General features: G+C 54.6%; 18 protein-coding genes. All 18 read left to right on the forward strand.

What is annotated here, in order from left to right; all coding sequences use genetic code 11:
- Window positions 1-844 precede the first annotated feature (844 nt).
- The 18 genes from K227x_RS30345 (at window position 845) to K227x_RS08075 (ending at window position 14,543) form a co-directional block, all read left to right on the forward strand.
- Complete coding sequence (locus tag K227x_RS30345) at window positions 845-1,003, forward strand: hypothetical protein (RefSeq protein WP_218933853.1); 159 nt, start codon at window positions 845-847, stop codon at window positions 1,001-1,003.
- 73 nt (window positions 1,004-1,076) lie between these two features.
- Entirely contained in the window at window positions 1,077-1,880 is an 804-nt protein-coding gene (locus K227x_RS08005) for a DUF2071 domain-containing protein (protein WP_246146668.1), read from the forward strand.
- A gap of 96 nt (window positions 1,881-1,976) precedes the next feature.
- Window positions 1,977-2,378 carry a hypothetical protein gene (locus tag K227x_RS08010; RefSeq protein ID WP_145169028.1) on the forward strand — a complete coding sequence of 134 codons (402 nt, stop codon included), beginning with the start codon at window positions 1,977-1,979 and terminating at the stop codon, window positions 2,376-2,378.
- Between the two features lie 276 nt (window positions 2,379-2,654).
- On the forward strand, window positions 2,655-2,954 hold the full coding sequence (locus K227x_RS08015) for a hypothetical protein (RefSeq protein ID WP_145169029.1): 300 nt from the start codon (window positions 2,655-2,657) through the stop codon (window positions 2,952-2,954).
- Between the two features lie 3 nt (window positions 2,955-2,957).
- Window positions 2,958-3,380 carry a hypothetical protein gene (locus tag K227x_RS08020; protein ID WP_145169030.1) on the forward strand — a complete coding sequence of 141 codons (423 nt, stop codon included), beginning with the start codon at window positions 2,958-2,960 and terminating at the stop codon, window positions 3,378-3,380.
- A 456-nt stretch (window positions 3,381-3,836) separates the two neighbouring features.
- Window positions 3,837-4,100 (forward strand): hypothetical protein, encoded by a 264-nt coding sequence (locus tag K227x_RS08025; RefSeq protein ID WP_145169031.1) that lies wholly within the window; start codon window positions 3,837-3,839, stop codon window positions 4,098-4,100.
- A gap of 82 nt (window positions 4,101-4,182) precedes the next feature.
- Window positions 4,183-4,743, forward strand: a complete 561-nt coding sequence (locus tag K227x_RS30350; protein ID WP_218933854.1) for a hypothetical protein — start codon at window positions 4,183-4,185, stop codon at window positions 4,741-4,743.
- A gap of 119 nt (window positions 4,744-4,862) precedes the next feature.
- Window positions 4,863-5,222, forward strand: a complete 360-nt coding sequence (locus K227x_RS31095; RefSeq protein WP_246146669.1) for a hypothetical protein — start codon at window positions 4,863-4,865, stop codon at window positions 5,220-5,222.
- On the forward strand, window positions 5,206-5,439 hold the full coding sequence (locus tag K227x_RS08035) for a hypothetical protein (protein WP_145169032.1): 234 nt from the start codon (window positions 5,206-5,208) through the stop codon (window positions 5,437-5,439). The genes K227x_RS31095 and K227x_RS08035 overlap by 17 nt, the downstream gene beginning before the upstream one ends.
- Before the next feature lie 313 nt (window positions 5,440-5,752).
- On the forward strand, window positions 5,753-6,082 hold the full coding sequence (locus K227x_RS08040; RefSeq protein ID WP_145169033.1) for a hypothetical protein: 330 nt from the start codon (window positions 5,753-5,755) through the stop codon (window positions 6,080-6,082).
- Between the two features lie 514 nt (window positions 6,083-6,596).
- Window positions 6,597-6,752, forward strand: coding sequence for a hypothetical protein (locus K227x_RS30355; protein WP_218933855.1), 156 nt, complete (start codon window positions 6,597-6,599; stop codon window positions 6,750-6,752).
- Entirely contained in the window at window positions 6,733-8,073 is a 1,341-nt protein-coding gene (locus K227x_RS08045; RefSeq protein ID WP_145169034.1) for an outer membrane protein assembly factor BamB family protein, read from the forward strand. Before K227x_RS30355 ends, K227x_RS08045 begins: the two co-directional genes overlap by 20 nt.
- A 98-nt stretch (window positions 8,074-8,171) precedes the next feature.
- A complete protein-coding gene (locus K227x_RS08050) occupies window positions 8,172-8,699 on the forward strand; it encodes a PH domain-containing protein (protein ID WP_145169035.1) in 528 nt (175 codons plus the stop codon).
- A 165-nt stretch (window positions 8,700-8,864) separates the two neighbouring features.
- Window positions 8,865-9,473 carry a hypothetical protein gene (locus K227x_RS08055; protein WP_145169036.1) on the forward strand — a complete coding sequence of 203 codons (609 nt, stop codon included), beginning with the start codon at window positions 8,865-8,867 and terminating at the stop codon, window positions 9,471-9,473.
- A 393-nt stretch (window positions 9,474-9,866) separates the two neighbouring features.
- Window positions 9,867-10,280, forward strand: coding sequence for a hypothetical protein (locus K227x_RS08060; RefSeq protein WP_246146670.1), 414 nt, complete (start codon window positions 9,867-9,869; stop codon window positions 10,278-10,280).
- A 1,832-nt stretch (window positions 10,281-12,112) separates the two neighbouring features.
- Window positions 12,113-12,574, forward strand: coding sequence for a hypothetical protein (locus K227x_RS08065; protein ID WP_145169038.1), 462 nt, complete (start codon window positions 12,113-12,115; stop codon window positions 12,572-12,574).
- Window positions 12,575-12,659: 85 nt separating this feature from the next.
- The gene (locus K227x_RS08070) at window positions 12,660-13,253 is read left to right on the forward strand and encodes a hypothetical protein (protein WP_145169039.1); all 594 of its coding nucleotides are present in this window, start codon (window positions 12,660-12,662) and stop codon (window positions 13,251-13,253) included.
- A 360-nt stretch (window positions 13,254-13,613) separates the two neighbouring features.
- Window positions 13,614-14,543, forward strand: a complete 930-nt coding sequence (locus tag K227x_RS08075; protein WP_145169040.1) for a hypothetical protein — start codon at window positions 13,614-13,616, stop codon at window positions 14,541-14,543.
- Window positions 14,544-14,956: the final 413 nt, after the last annotated feature.

Raw genomic sequence — 14,956 nt, forward strand, 5'->3', positions numbered from 1 at the left:
GGGGGTGGGGCGTCACGGCCGGCAACCCGATTCGCCTGATCGAACATTCAGAAGTTGGTATCGGTGTTGCTTTCAACGCGACGGGTGGTGCTTTGCTGACGGTCGCAACGGAGAGAACGGTACCGGATCGACTTTGGGGCCTCTGGACGGGAAGGGTGCTGAAAGGATTTTCAAGCCCATTTGAAAGTGACGACGAAAGATCACAGGTTGTCGAAGCAGACCTTGGATGGAACGAGTAGGGCCATTGGAACATCTGGGGATTTGCGTTCACGGAAATCTTTCTGGAGACTGGGTTCGGATTCACGTGTGCCGCCTTCGGCCCGGCGGATAAGAAGATCGCTGTAGAGGGCGACGACGGAGTGATCATTGTCTTCGTCGCCGCAGCCGCAGAGCCAATCAAGACGCTTGCCACGGGGCTTTCGCAAGGTTCGCCATCGCGTTTTCTGCCGAAGGGAGCCGAATGCTCGCTGCCGCAAGGGATCGCTGAATCCAATTGTGGGACCTTGGTGGACGTGAGATGGTACGCCAGTTCAACGAGACCCGTAGAGAGGACTGGGCATCGGGATATCGGCCGGCAATTTCGTTTTCCGCTGACGGTTCCCAATTCGCGTTTGGCTCACCGCGGACTTACGGAATCATGATTTGTGATTCGGCTTCGGACGACGTTTTCCATCGAATTTCGGAAGCATCTCGCCTTCCCGGCGGGAAACTCCACGTATCGTTGCGGCCCGGGATCGCGTTCATCAATGAATCTGCTCGCTTCAGCACGCTGGGGACTGGGGCAAGAGATGGGATTTCGCGAACGGCGAGCTGATCCAGTAACAAGAATGCGAATCTGGCGTGAGTGCTGGATACGCTTACCGCCAATATTGAGTTTGTCGATTTCTTTCCGTCACTAGATGCGTTTGTTGCCGTGGAGGTCGAGAACGGCGAGAATACAGGTCGCGACGCCTGGGCGTCAGTATCGCTGCGCTCGCGGAAGGTTTTTGAACCTTCGCCGTAAGCGACTGTGTCAGGCTGGCCACGAGGGAGTGACGACTTTGCGAACCGGAGCGGCGAAGTCGATTGGATTTGAAGTGGACAATCTTTCGTCGCCGCCTGGTGCACCGCACCGAGATACCCCTTGGAATAAAATGCGTTTACCTGCGATTAGCGGAGTCATTGATCGACGCATTCTTGCGAACTATCGCATTGATCCAGCGTGCATGGCTGCCGCGTTGCCTCCGCCGTTTCGACCGCAAACGGTCAATGGTTACGCAATCGGTGGAATCTGCCTCATTCGTTTGAAGCGGGTTCGGCCGAAGCTGTTCCCGGTTCCTTGGGGTATTGGCTCTGAAAATGCGGCGCACAGGATTGCCGTTCAATGGGAATCCAACGGTCAGTCCATGCACGGCGTCTACATCCCGCGACGTGACACCAACTCAATCCTGAATTCATTCGCCGGTGGCAGAATCTTCCCTGGAATACATCACCATGCAAAGTTCACTGTTGTGGAATGTGGCGATCGCTATTCCGTTGCGATGGCAAGTGACGATGGTGGTGCCAAGGTTCACGTTTCGGGCTCGGTCGTCCCAGCTATTTCGGATTCATCGGTTTTCGACTCCCTCGAATCGGCCTCGGCCTTCTTTGAACAGGGGGCACTTGGATATTCCGACACCCTTACCGGTGGGAAATTCGATGGCCTTGAGCTGCGATGCAGGAATTGGCACGTCGAATCATTGAACGTTGACAGGATCCAGTCCAGCTATTTTGAGGATAGATCGCGATTTCCAAGTGGTTCGGTTGAATTTGACTGCGCCCTGCTCATGCGGGATATTGCTCATGAATGGCATGGTCGCCCCGATCTGTGTTGTTCGCTAGAAAATGGAAGCAACAGGTAACTGCACCGGAGTTTAGGGACGCGGCGTATTCACTCGGGGGGGGGCACTTGTTGCGATCCGGTGATTTTGATGATTCTGACGAAAGGAAATGCCTGAATGACATGGGATATCGAACGTATCGCTGACGTCCTTCATGCAATGGAAGATCCGCACGCGCATGTCGATCAACCGCCGTACTGCCACCGCTTGCTCTTCTCCGATGCGCGGCTGAAATATGTGCTCAATCTGATGCCCGCAACGTCTTGCGTATTTCTCGCGGCTGATCCGGAAGAACCTGAACAGGGGTGTCCAATGCTTGAATACGGGTTCACTTGCACCGACGTCGAGATTGGACCTAGCGCATATCACGACAGCGAACTGGCCATTCGGTTCTACGAACATCGCGATACGTTCGGTGGGTTGCGACTGACATTCACGCCACGGCACGACAAAAGCTGGTATATTTGGGCCAACGTCGGTGGCGACCATGTTGGCGATGGCACTTGCCGTTTCCGGTAGCGGATCGCGGGGAACCATCCGGCGCAGCGGAGGTCGGCTGCGAGGTGCCAAGGATTTGGCAATGAACGTTGCCCGAGGGCGTCAATGCAAGCGACACTGGTTCGCTGAAACAGGTCGGTCGAAGTGCAGTTCGTTGTTCCAAGTCACATGAACAAAGCCAATTCCCTAACGACCTGCCCGGTAAGCTGCGTTCTCAGTAGCGTGGTCTTGGTTGTGTGCATTGGATTGAACCTTGACAGCTTTGGACAAATCGCACTGTCAATTGCGAGTTGCGTGATGATCTTGCTCACTCTCGTATCGGTTCACCGATGGATAGGTGCGAGCGTTCGGTTGCTGAACCGAGTCTGTCGACACTGCCGCGAAGCATCGTCGGTGGTGGCTGAAAACGATGCCGCGATATGCAAAGTGGGGCGCGAATCGGAGCGATTCAATGCGACCGTCGAAGCCCTGCGGCGCGAAGAACAGTCCATCGCTGCACGCTATTCGCAGCGTGGTTGTTCGGCGGATGACGTGATCCGCGCAAAAGCGATTCGAGTGCAGGCTGAGATCGCGTTGTTGCTAACCTGCGCCGAGTAAGTGATGGGACACGCCTTGGAAAAATGGATCCGCTACGTTGGCTGGAGCTTTCTGGTGCTTTTTGCGACGGTTGCCGCTGGCTGCGTTAGCAGTGGGCTTCGGGTCACCAGCAATCATAAGGATCCGGATGTAATGCATTTGTCCGTCGTGTCGCTAGTGCCAGCTGGGACATCGCTGGAAGACGCAAACGCACTGATGGAGAACGAAGGATTTGAATGCGAAGTCACCCGGAACGGTACGTTCCGCGAGATGCGGCATTTGTTCGACAAGGGGCCAGACCATGAAGGCCTCGACTTTCTTCGTTGCAGGAGAACGAACAGCAACGCCGGCTTTCTCATGGGGCGCGTTTGGAATGTTGCTATAGTACTAGACGGAGATGTCACGAATGGCGATGTCATTGTCTCGCACTTTGTTGACGGCCCGTAACGTTCAAAGTCTTGTCTTTCCCTCTCCTGCGCCTTCCAGTTCGTAGTTGAATGGCGAACCAGCAGTTGCACCCTGAGTCGCCGAGTGGAGTTAGTTGCAGTGGTCACTCCTTCGCCGCAACCACGCGATCCTGAACGTTCGCTGACATTCGAAATGAATCCATACCTACCGACGCATGTCGACAGTGACACGATTACACGACCAGTGTATCGGACGTCGCGTACTTTCTTGGAAGCGGCTCTGATCGGTTTGAGCATGTCATTCATTGCGCCGGTGGGGAACGCAACATATTGCGACTTGATTCTTGGCATGCCTTTTTCTACGACGGTTTGGGGAATGTTGAGGGGGCTGATTCCACTGGCAGTCTTCTGCGTGATCCTTGCAGTGGGTTGCTCGGTGCTATTGCCGCAGTCGATGTCTCGCGTTCTGTCACGCCATCAGAGAACAATTCCAGTCGTGGCAAATTCGCTACTGTATTCAATCTACTTCAGCATGCTCGGGTTCGGATTCGTGCGAGGCGGTATTTCGGTTCTAGGATACTATGCGTCGTTCTACGCGCTCGCGCCAGCATTGATCGCTGGCTTTGGAGCGTTGACGCACATCACGTTGCGTCCATGCCGTTCCAGCGACCAGCGGACGCTAGGCGGCGAACCATCCGGTGCGACGAAGGACCGAGCGTCAGGTTTTGCAAATGGAAACTTCACTCCCGGTCGTCGGTGATCGGTCACGTTCACGGGCTCTCGCTGTGCGTATTTACGTTTTGCAATATCGAAGACTTGTCATGCGAACTGTCGCTCCTTGCATGCTTCTTTTTTTGACCGCGATCGTGCTCGCTGGCGATACGTCACACTTCTATCCGAACGGAACTGATTTGCGTTTAACGGTCGATTCGACGACACTGAGGAAATGTCCCAAATGGCGACCCGGCGAGGGTGCACTTGCGTTGTCGGCTGAGAGTGCGATTGAGGTTGCGACGCGTTTCCATCACTCCCTTTCGTTTTCCTCCGTTACTCGCTTTTACCACTGGCGTTTCGCTAAATCAACATTGGTGTCGTGCTCCGGTGACCGCTGGTTCTGGGTGGTAACCTACGAAGGCTCTTTTGACGAAACTCTGCTCGGTCCCGGATCCGGCGGTCATTCCCTTGAGTGCCCAGGGACAATCTACAATCACTATCCGGTCCTTTGGGATGGCAGTTTGCCCAAGCCGTCTCGGCGTAGTCCCGACGATCCGGACCGTCCGGCTGAAACGGTTGCCGACATGGTGGAAATGCTGGAGAGCGACGGCAAGAAGTTCACGCCTATGCTCAACACAAATCGGTGGCCTGCGATCAACCATGGTTCTGCACGAACAAGCGGCGGATAGCGTCAACGCTGAAGACGGCGAACCATCGGATGCGTTTGGGGCGCTGAGATGAGTTTCGCGTAGTGGTGAGTCGTTCGCGGAAGCCACGTGATTTGTAACGTTCGTCGTACTGAAGTGCCGTGTCTCGAAACGCGAATCCATACGAACCGCCACCAGCCGAGCCCTTCGTCTCGATGCTTTGGGATCGATCTGTACTGACGCAATTGGGTTTTGGCATCCATCTGTTGGTGCTGGTCGTGTATTGCGTTGCGACGGTCGATAGCGATCGGTCGCCGACGTCGATGATGGCGGGAATCGACCCTTGGTTGCACATCGCAATGGGCGTGTGCTCCGTCGTCGGTTTTGTCCTTGTTTTCGCGATGACCATCACCAGGACTGCCTGGCCGCTTCATCAACGCGCCTGCTTGGTGGGCATGGACTTGGTGCTGATCGGCTTTGCGGCTTTCATCTCGCAGGGGTTTGGTGCACTCATCCAATGACGCAGCGGCGCAGTGCCAAGCCGCTGCAAACGATGGAGACTGGGACGACACTTTCGCACTCTATCGAAGGCTGATCTCCAGCAACGAGGTGTACGCAATCAGCGAAATCGAAGAGTTTGGCCGCCCGTGGATTCAGTGCGAATCGCAGAACGCCGACGGCAGCACCGTCTCGCATTCATTGGCAATCGACGATGGTGGTTGGGGGCGAGTAGACTAAGCAACGAGCGATCAATCGGTATCGTTTCTTTCTTCCCCCTCTCTCTAACTCTCTCCCCCGCAGGCCGCTGCGCGGCGGGGGCGAGATGACTTGAATCGCGCACTTATTGATCGCTCGTTGCTAACTGCCGCGAATTGCGTCTCTATCGCAGCGCACAAGGCCACTGGAAATCGTAAGATAAGAATACGAAATGCACGGAGTCGGGCTTTGCGTATGCACGTTTCGGTTCCGAATTGCGTTCCAGTTCGTTGATTGCAATTCGTTCGCCAGAAGTACCGTTCGAACTTACATCCATCTTCGCATGAGAGTTTCCATGAAAGCAACGAAACATCTATTGCCGGTGCTGATCTCTCTCGTAGCAGTCGGCACCGTCGCATCATTGGCGGCAACGAAAGCTCCGACTAGCGTGTCGCCGCTGGACGGGAAATATGTAGTGGTATCGCAACCGAGCGTGGTCCACCGCGTACATGGAAACGGTCGTTTTGAATCCGTTGGTCAGACGGATTTCGTTGTCGTGCCGATGCAACGCACTAGCAATGCGAATAGCTGCGACTACTGGATCCCGCTGAAGGATGTAAGCCTCCTGGAAGTCTTCAACTCCAAAGAAGACGCTGGCGATTTCGTTGGCGATCGTGACCAGTGACGCCAGGCAGCGTCGTCCACTCGGTCATCCTGCGACATGCAGTGCATGCAGGGAATGCCTTGGGTTGTACGAAGCAGGCAAACTTTGGCGGATGGAATCGCCGACTTTGCGCGAGCGTTGGGGGATGAGCGAAACACTGCGATCAGCGTCCGTTCCAATCGAACCTTCCGGCCCTATGACGGGGGCCGCTGGTCGCATCCGATGGTCTAGCCAGTTTGTTCACTGAATGAATTTTTCGCCGTTTGACCCACCACGACTTGACGAACGCGTCGCGCGAAATCATGGGTGGTTGTTTGTGTACGCATCTCTGGCTTTCGTCGCCGCAGTGTTGTCGCCGATATCTCGGTGGATCGATCCTGATTGCGATTGGAATCTGTGTTTGGCAACCGTCTTTTGGGTTGCCCTTTTGGGTAGAATGGTCGGTTGGTCGCTAGATTGGCCCACAGGACGTATTGGGCGGCACGCAGTGGCATTCTTTGTCGGTGCGATTTGCGGTTCAGCTACAATCATCTGGATGCAATACGTCGATCACAGGGGGGATTTTACGCGTGACTTTCGCGACGGGATTGCTGCCATGTCGTTGTTCTATGGCATTGGATTGGGAATGGTTGCCGAATTTGTCGCATCGGCTGCGTTAGCGATTTACGCGAATGCCGTTCAGCGATCCTAAATCCAGTTTGCTCGACGAACCATCAAGTGCGTGCAAGGAGCCGGAGTTACGTTTGTTGGTCTGCTCTACGCGACTTTCATATGCTCGCGTGATTTCCGCTGTTCTGCCATGGAGTCAATCGATGCGATGCGCGACCCTTTTTCTCCTGTTTGTCGCGTCAGCTTCATGGGCCGATGACGCGACGATCATTTGGTCAGTTCCAGGAATGGTCACTTCTGATGTCGCAATTGCATTCCCGATTGCGCGGTCGCCAGTGGTCGTGAACGAACGGCTAGTCGTCACGGTCTTTCCGCCGAATTGCCTGCTCGGTTCCGACGACCGATTTGGCAAACGTCTTTGGATTTTTCCATGGGACAACGCACCATTTGACGGCACGTATGAATACGGGCGGTACTCCACGCGGCGTGCTCCTCGTCGCTGGGGAAACCGGTCAACATCATTCGCGACCAACGACACCAATAGCATTCTGGCGTGTGTTGATTCCGAATCCGGGACGATGTTCGCTTTCGACCTGGAGCACGAAGGCCGAGTCATATGGCGTGCTTTTGGCGCTGCTAGCGATGACGATTCGCTCGGGAGTTTGCGATCGCTCGGCCCACCGTGCATCATCGGTGATCGGGCGTTCTGTCTAGCCACATCGACGCAGGATTTCTTGCTGATTGATCTCGACCTGAACTCAGGAAGATCACGCTCTCAAACCAGGCTTTCGGCTGCTAGGCCAACGCATCGAACCGTGCAGTTTTCCCCTTTGGCTGCAGGTGCACGTCTCATTTGTCCTTGCCCAACGAACGAGCTTGTGGCAGTGGTTAACACTGGGCGTGACATCGAATGGCGTGCGGTCCATCAGAAACCGCTAACATCGATGTTCCGGACTAACGTTGATGATCGATTCATTGTGACTTTGTGTGATGGGGTTGCGACGTGTTTCGACCTTGGGAGCGGGAGCCAAATTTGGTCACGCCAGGGCCTCGGGCTTAATCCGTTCGTTCGATCGGGCAATACGCAGATTCTCGGCTCCGACGAACAGCTTGTTGCGATTGACATCCCAACCGGCAACGAGCGGTGGAATGCCGTGATGGATTCGGGCACGCACATTGCCGCGAACGGCACAATGCACAACGGGAATCTTCTGCTGCCACTGACCAACGAAACAATACAGTCGATGGACGCAAATACCGGAGATCGAACGGGCGTCATCGGCAGCACGCGTCGTCTTGGGCACCTGTTTTCAATGCAGGGCTTTGTCTACTCGCTCACTCAAAGCGACCTCGTTAAACTGGAAATTGCCGATCATCCAGTGCCAAGTAAAGCAGAGCAATGACATGCACCCAAGGGTGCGAGCCGAGTGGTTGGTAGCGGAAAGTCTTTCACGCGTCATCGCATCATGTCCGCTGTTCTTTCACCCGTTGAACGAAGTCGATGCAAAATCCAAAATCTAGCTCGCTACTGATTGGATGTTTCGCAATTGGTGGGCTGGTTGCGATTGTCTTCGGCATCCTGTTTGCTGTCGTTCTTTACGGGATCAGTTCTGGCCGACTCGCATCACTCGAAGCCCTTCCGCAAGGAAGGATTCCGGCCAATCAACTGGCGGAGGTTTCGCAAATCGTGTCGCTTCGCCCGAACGAACAAATTCTCTATTTCTACTGTGCGGCGATGACCGTTGCGGATGATGGGAATCTCTTTACAAACGAACGCGTCATCTCCTACACAACGGACGACGGTTCGCTTTCGGTATTTGATGCGGAGTATCGCGAAATTGAATCAGCAGAACTCCGACGAAGCGGGACGTGGTTGGATGAGTCAACGATCGATGTGTTACTAAAGGACGGCACAGCACTCATGCTTTGGGTGAGCCCGGAAAATGACGGAGACAAGGATTTCTATGCAAAACTTATCGCACAGCTTGAACGCCATCACGCAACGCAAGATACCGTGACCAAGCGATGAACGCGGGCTGGTTGGCAGCAAATTTGATGTGGGATTAACCGCGGCCACCCGGTTCTCGTAACGTCCATTGAGTAGAAATCACAACCGTCGCTGAGACTTCATATGGCACTCAACCCGAATCCATACTCGCCACCGATGGGGCACGAGGGCCTGGGAGCGGAGTCTGTGCGTTGGACTTCCGTCACCTGCAAGGCCGCCGCTTTTATCTTCAGTTGGGGCGTTGGGCTCCATCTCTATTCGCTTTACGTCGACGAGTTTCAGCTTCACAATATGTTGTTCGAATACTCGAGCGAAGGATGGCATTGGAATTTGTTTGTGCGTTTACCCTATTTGGCAGCAATCCATTTGGCACTCTTGGTTTGCTACGCGATGGTCAGACAAAGGCACGGGCGGATGCATCTGCATCCGAAATTCAAAGTGGTGTGCTTGCTGGGTGTTTTCGCAGGCTTCTTTCATTCGCAAGCATACGACCTGATTCGCATGGTTCTGGAGGGAGTTTTTGGGCTGGAAGTCAGTTGGACGCCACACTTTGCAATTTTCTGGATCGCCTACGCTGTGGCGACCGTCGTGTTGGTGGAGGCACCGTTGTTTCTTCAAAAACGCTTCCATGGCAAGTTGGACGATGCCGACGGACCAATGGTTGTACCGAAAGATGCGGCGTCGTTTTCCCCCGAGGCCACATCCACCGCGGGGCCACATCCACCGCGGGGCCTCGGTGAATCTGACCGTTCGCTGGCATGTCTCCCAAAACACGAAAGAGGCACCAGTCCTTGAAATCGATCCTTTACAATCAATACGAGTCGTTGGTCTGTCGACCGTTTGTACGATGCGATGCATCGAAGAGCGGCTTGGATGTCACTGGAAGCGGATAATTCATTTCCGTCCCCGTGATGTCTGCCGTTGGCCAAACACGTTGAAATGCACACGTTTTCGAAGACAAGCCGATCACACAGGGGCAGGTCGGGGGCGTTTCGGCCATGGTAGGACTTCCTGGCCCGACCTGGTGATCCCAAGCGTTTTCGACTGATTTGCTGTCAAGATGCGCGATATTCGGCCGAATGACTGTTCACCGAACCCCTCTGGATTGCCGATAAACTGATGGACCGAAATTTCAAACGCAGGGAATACGCCGTGAAACTTCGCAAGACGCACTCTGTCATACTTGTCATGTCGACACTGGGCCTGATCCTCTACTCTGCAAGAGATGGCGACGGATCCAGTTCCGATTCTGTCTCGCTGGCCGACGCCTCGGAGTCGCCAGCGCTGGGGGCAACACGTTGGATCATGCGCCCGGTGCATGAACGTCGCGACAAAACGGTCACTTATACCGTGATGCATCCTGTCTACGAACAACGCACGAAGACGATTCGATACACACAGTTAACTCCCATTCGTGAAACGCGAACCAAGCTTGATGGCATCACGGGGAATTCCAGCGACTACGTTGTTTGTAAAATGGTTCCAGAAGACAAAGAGAGAACCGTTGACTACACCGTCTGTAAGATGTTTCCGGAGCAACGGACGAAGAATGTTTCGTACACCGTGACTCGGATGGTGCGTGAGGAGTTGAGTGTTGACTAGTGACATCGTCAGGGCCTAGCGGATAACGATGGGATGCAAGTCAGGGCGATTGGTCCGGTTTTTTGTTTGCTTGCAGGTCGTTCGGCCGTTCCCGCGGATGCGTGCCGACGTCTTTGCATCAGGAGCACGACTTTGTCATGACTGGAACCGATTCGAATGAAATGACCTATCGCTTCGCGACGTTTGCTGCTCGTGGCACCATTTGGCTCCGGCATGATAGCGTGCGTACCAAAACTCGCACACATCTTGGGTGGTGGGAACAAACGATTCCGCTCGCTGACCTAAGGCCCCAATACGGAACGTTGAGAGCAACTCCCCAGGTCTTCCTATGGGCATGCATCTTTGCGTTGGTTTTCGCCGGGACCGGGATTTACGGTTTGTTCTGGGGGGCCTGGGCGATCCCGCAGAAGTCGGTCAGCATTCTGCTACTTGCGACTGGCTTGTTTCTCGGAAGGTATCTGCTGAAGTATCGCAAATCCGAGTGGATCATTTTCAACGCGTATGATGAGGGTGGTCGGGTTGGCTATACTCGACAAGGTCCGGATGCTTGTGCCTGTGACGCGTTTACGGAACGCCTCGTTGGTGCAATCCGCAAATCAAGAGCAGAGTCAAGTGATGCAGCCGATCGGCGAAGTTAGGCGGGCTTCCAATGGGTGATCACTGGGCGTGCCGGTTGGTCCGTACGTTCTGGCAACAAACATGGTTCCACCGCTGAAACGAAGACTTAGCGTTTTCGGTTTTCGCTCTGCTGACTTGTTTTTCTCGTAGCCGTTATTCGAGTCAAATTCAATCCGTCGGCGTAAGTCTATGCAGAGTGAAAGCACACACCAAATGAGCAAAGCGATCGAGACGGTTTGCGAATCGAGCGTGAGGCCAAGGTTTGTCGTTCCAGTATTTGAAACCGCTATCCTGGTTGGATCGGTGGCGTTCTTGTTGGGCATCGTTATTCCGTTTGTCTATGCTCACGAATTCATGCGACCGCATCTCGCACCGTTGCCTGGATACCTCCAGTGGATCGACGCATACGACCATCGCTTGCTTGGTTGCGCGTCAATCGCAGTCCCCGCGTTGATCCTGATCTGTCGGTTCGTTGCAAAGGGGATGTTGCCAAATCGGATTCTGGCAAGCTTCCCATGGTGGAGTAAGTCTTTGCAAGAAGTTCTGCGTGAGCACCGAAAAGAGTGTGACGCATAGGTTCGCTCCGCGACTTGGGGAGGCTCGCTGTCGCGAGCAATGCGGTTGCCACAGGATGGAATTGATTGAAGCAGGCTCCGAGCCTTCATGGTCAGAGAAACTTTAGCGAGCGAATGGCACGCCGGCCGACAACGGGAGTCGCATCATCGTTTCTGTGAGGCCCGTGGTGGTTCCGGTTTTTGCGAATGGTGTCGGGAAACCAAGTTGGGACGTGCAGCGGGAATCGAGCGTGGACCAGTCGCCATGGCAGAGCCCAGGGCTGCCGGATCGACGCTCGGCATCGGCTATCTCAATTCGAATATGATAAGCTCATCCGGACGGAGCGATCGTCTCGGGGCATATGCTGTGCTTCGACGCGCGCGTCGTGAAAGATCGTAGTTTGTGATCCAATTCAAATCCTGGAAGCGACTCGCTGTGCTGTGTTCGACAATCGGCATTGCAGTCGCTTGGCTGCCTGCGGCACTGAAACACTCGGGTGCGCATGAGCTGCAGAATCTGTCGTTTACGTTGTCCAAGTGGTCCTTGCTGAACATGCCCGTTCGGAAACACGAAATGACGATTGAATCTCTCGCTGTTCCGGCGGGGACCACGGTTTGCGATCGGATCGATGGAATCCCCCTTCGCAGGAAGCAATGCTGATGAACGACCGCCCCACTTTTGCCTTGAAGCGTTTTAGCATTGCCGCGTTGCTGTTCGCAATCTTTTGCTCTGCGGGTGCCTTTTTGGGTTTTCGGTATGGCATGTCGAAAGGAGTCGACGCGCAAGTCGACCAACGTCTTGCTTCCCTACGATCCCAGGTGTATCCGGTGTCGTATCGCGTTGCAGATTTGACCAGCGTTGCAAGTCAGCCGGGTGCCGCTGATTCGGTGTCGGCCGAAACCTTGGCTGGTGAAATCAAAAGCACTGTGGCTCAGGATCGTTGGGATGACAACGGCGGGCCGTGCGTGATCCGCGCGATGAAGCCAACGATGATTGTAGTCAACGGGTCCGCGATCGATCACGACATCGTACAGGCGTATCTTGAGGGGCGCCGAAAAGCAAAGGCCGACGAACCGTCCGTTGGATCGGAGACTTCGAAAAAGTTTTTGGGTGATGATTGATCGTCCGCGCGATCCGTTTGAACGCTGACGTTGCAAGCGATAATCGATCTGTAACCTTTACGCACCGCCATTGCACGATGAGACCATGCCCAATCCGTACGAGTCACCCAACGCATCGTCTCGCGAGATAAACACATCGTCGAGGTTGTACGTTTTGTTCTACAAGGTGTATTGGCCCACTTGGTGGCTGGGAACTGCAATTGTTGCGCTTAGCTGGTTCGGGATTGTAACGCCAACCGTCGGATGGATCGGGTTTGCGTTGGCGGGATCTGCGGCGCTAGGATCGTATGTCCTGCCATCGCTTGTTGGCGTCAAGCCAACAGACGGCGTCAATCTAGATTCACGCCTGCTCCGTTCAAAAGGCGATGGCTATCACAAAGCCATCAAGCGTTTTCAGGACGGCGCTTTGCTGATGTACGATGGTGTTGCATTTGGTTTGCGATCCAACGACGAAGTTGCGTGTGGTATCGCGGCCGACACGACCGATTTGGACGAACTTGTAGCTTGGGAACTCGCCAGGCACGCGCAGTCTGTCTTTGACACGCTGTCTGCCGAATCCGTCGAATTCCGGGCGACGGTCGATGGCCGGACTTTCTGCATTTCGATCATGTCGGGCAATGGTCCGTCTGGGCGAGAGCTTTGCCGGGTGGTCGATGGTAAACTCGATTGGCGATGCTGATCGGAGGCGAATCATCGCATCCGCGATATCACTGGTGTTCAGCCGATATGGAATTCCGCGTCAACTTCTGCACTCCCGTGATGTCTAGCGTAAGCGAGTAGTCGTATGCATTTCCGCTTTGTGATTTCGATCGCAATGGCTTTGGCCGGTTGCTCTGAGCAGGGGGGGGCCGCTCAGGTGTCAAATGCAGATTCTACGCAAGACATCGGGCGTGAAGATTTACTTCAAGCAGGTGCCCAACCGTCTGGGCTGATCGCAGATCCAGATCTGAACTCGGACGACGTTTTTCTCGCTGACGTTCCGGCCATCACCGTCGCGCCAGGCTCCAAACCTACTCACAGCTTCGAGCAGATCGAAAAGATGATTGCTTCGCTCGCTGCGATCGAAAGCCCTGACGTTGGTCTTTCTGCAACCATCAGCGGCAGCGTCTTCTTACCCGTGGAAGGGCAAGTGAACGCAGGTGCTCTCTTGTTGACGGACCACAAGATCAAATCTTCGGATGCTCTGAAACAGCTTGTTTCCATCGGGCCCGGTGCGTTGCCAGCGTTGCTGGCACATCTAGATGATCCGACGCCAACCAAACTTAAAATCGAGCATGGAGGTAGTTTCGGTGCCATGTGGTTTGCCAGCGAAATTCGGGGCAACCCTGTAAGTAGGGTCGAACAATCCGTACTTCAAGCCCGCCTGCGGAATAAGGAAGACGCATTCCACGGCGACTACGTTGACTCGTACACGGTAAAGGTCGGTGATGTTTGCTTGGTTGCGGTGGGGCAGATTACAGGCCGCGCGTACCAAGCCGTTCGCTATCAGCCCACCGCGTGCATTGTTCTTAACAGCCCGACGGATGACCCCGATTTATGCTCGCAGATTCGTGCGATTTGGCAAAGCGACGACCCGACGCAACGGCTGTTCGATTCATTATTGTTTGATTACGCGACACGTGGGAAGTACAACGGAGTGTCTTTGGACGGTTGGAGTGTTGGAAGCGATCTGCAAAAGGAATCGGCGATGAGGTTGCTATACTACTACCCGGATACATCTGGTCGCCTGATAGCCGGGCGGCTTCGCGGATTGGACGTCCGCAAGGCTGGGCCGCCGAGTTCGCAACCGGCGACCGATTCGGAAATGGATGTTTGGATCAGTCGCGAGGTTGCAAATGGTGTTCGTACCGATGAATTCATAGAGGCCGTCGTTTGGTGCAAACATCCAGCCATCGTTGCGGAGATCAAGAGCATTGCAAATCGTACGGATGACGATGACATCATCAAACTCGTGGGCGAAGCCCGCTAATCATTTGGGAAACCGGAGCAGCGAAAACGGGAATCAACTCGTAACGTCTTTGCACGGTTACGTTCATCGAGGCATCCATGATCGAACTTCAGCGAACGTCACGTGATGCTTGGTGGTTCGTCCTGCCGATCTTATCGTTCTTCGTGGCCGCGTTCACTTATATTTCAGCGGCGGTTCACGGTTTGGGACCTGTCGTCGGCAGGGTATACTCTGACGCTTCTTGGGTCGCACCACCGATTTGCGTCGTTCTCTGGTGCATGCTGGTATGGTACGTCTACCGTCTGGTGGCATACCGCAGAGGCGTCCTACCCCGTTGCCTACGAGACTTGCTGGAACGAATCAATCAACCTGATCTCGAAGTTTGTTCGCGACGACAGTGCCGACGAATTTTTCGAGGCTGTGGAGAGAATGTG

Origin of the sequence: Rubripirellula lacrimiformis (genome assembly GCF_007741535.1) — a bacterium.
Classification (GTDB): Bacteria; Planctomycetota; Planctomycetia; order Pirellulales; family Pirellulaceae; genus Rubripirellula; species Rubripirellula lacrimiformis.

Coding starts and splice junctions, on each gene's coding strand:
- K227x_RS08070 (WP_145169039.1), top strand. CDS start 12,660: ATGCCCAATCCGTACGAGTCACCCAACGCATCGTCTCGCGAGATAAAC.
- K227x_RS08060 (WP_246146670.1), top strand. CDS start 9,867: ATGTCGACACTGGGCCTGATCCTCTACTCTGCAAGAGATGGCGACGGA.
- K227x_RS08020 (WP_145169030.1), top strand. CDS start 2,958: ATGGGACACGCCTTGGAAAAATGGATCCGCTACGTTGGCTGGAGCTTT.
- K227x_RS08010 (WP_145169028.1), top strand. CDS start 1,977: ATGACATGGGATATCGAACGTATCGCTGACGTCCTTCATGCAATGGAA.
- K227x_RS08015 (WP_145169029.1), top strand. CDS start 2,655: ATGATCTTGCTCACTCTCGTATCGGTTCACCGATGGATAGGTGCGAGC.
- K227x_RS08040 (WP_145169033.1), top strand. CDS start 5,753: ATGAAAGCAACGAAACATCTATTGCCGGTGCTGATCTCTCTCGTAGCA.
- K227x_RS08045 (WP_145169034.1), top strand. CDS start 6,733: ATGCCGTTCAGCGATCCTAAATCCAGTTTGCTCGACGAACCATCAAGT.
- K227x_RS30350 (WP_218933854.1), top strand. CDS start 4,183: ATGCTTCTTTTTTTGACCGCGATCGTGCTCGCTGGCGATACGTCACAC.
- K227x_RS08065 (WP_145169038.1), top strand. CDS start 12,113: ATGAACGACCGCCCCACTTTTGCCTTGAAGCGTTTTAGCATTGCCGCG.
- K227x_RS08075 (WP_145169040.1), top strand. CDS start 13,614: ATGATTGCTTCGCTCGCTGCGATCGAAAGCCCTGACGTTGGTCTTTCT.
- K227x_RS08050 (WP_145169035.1), top strand. CDS start 8,172: ATGCAAAATCCAAAATCTAGCTCGCTACTGATTGGATGTTTCGCAATT.
- K227x_RS30355 (WP_218933855.1), top strand. CDS start 6,597: ATGCAATACGTCGATCACAGGGGGGATTTTACGCGTGACTTTCGCGAC.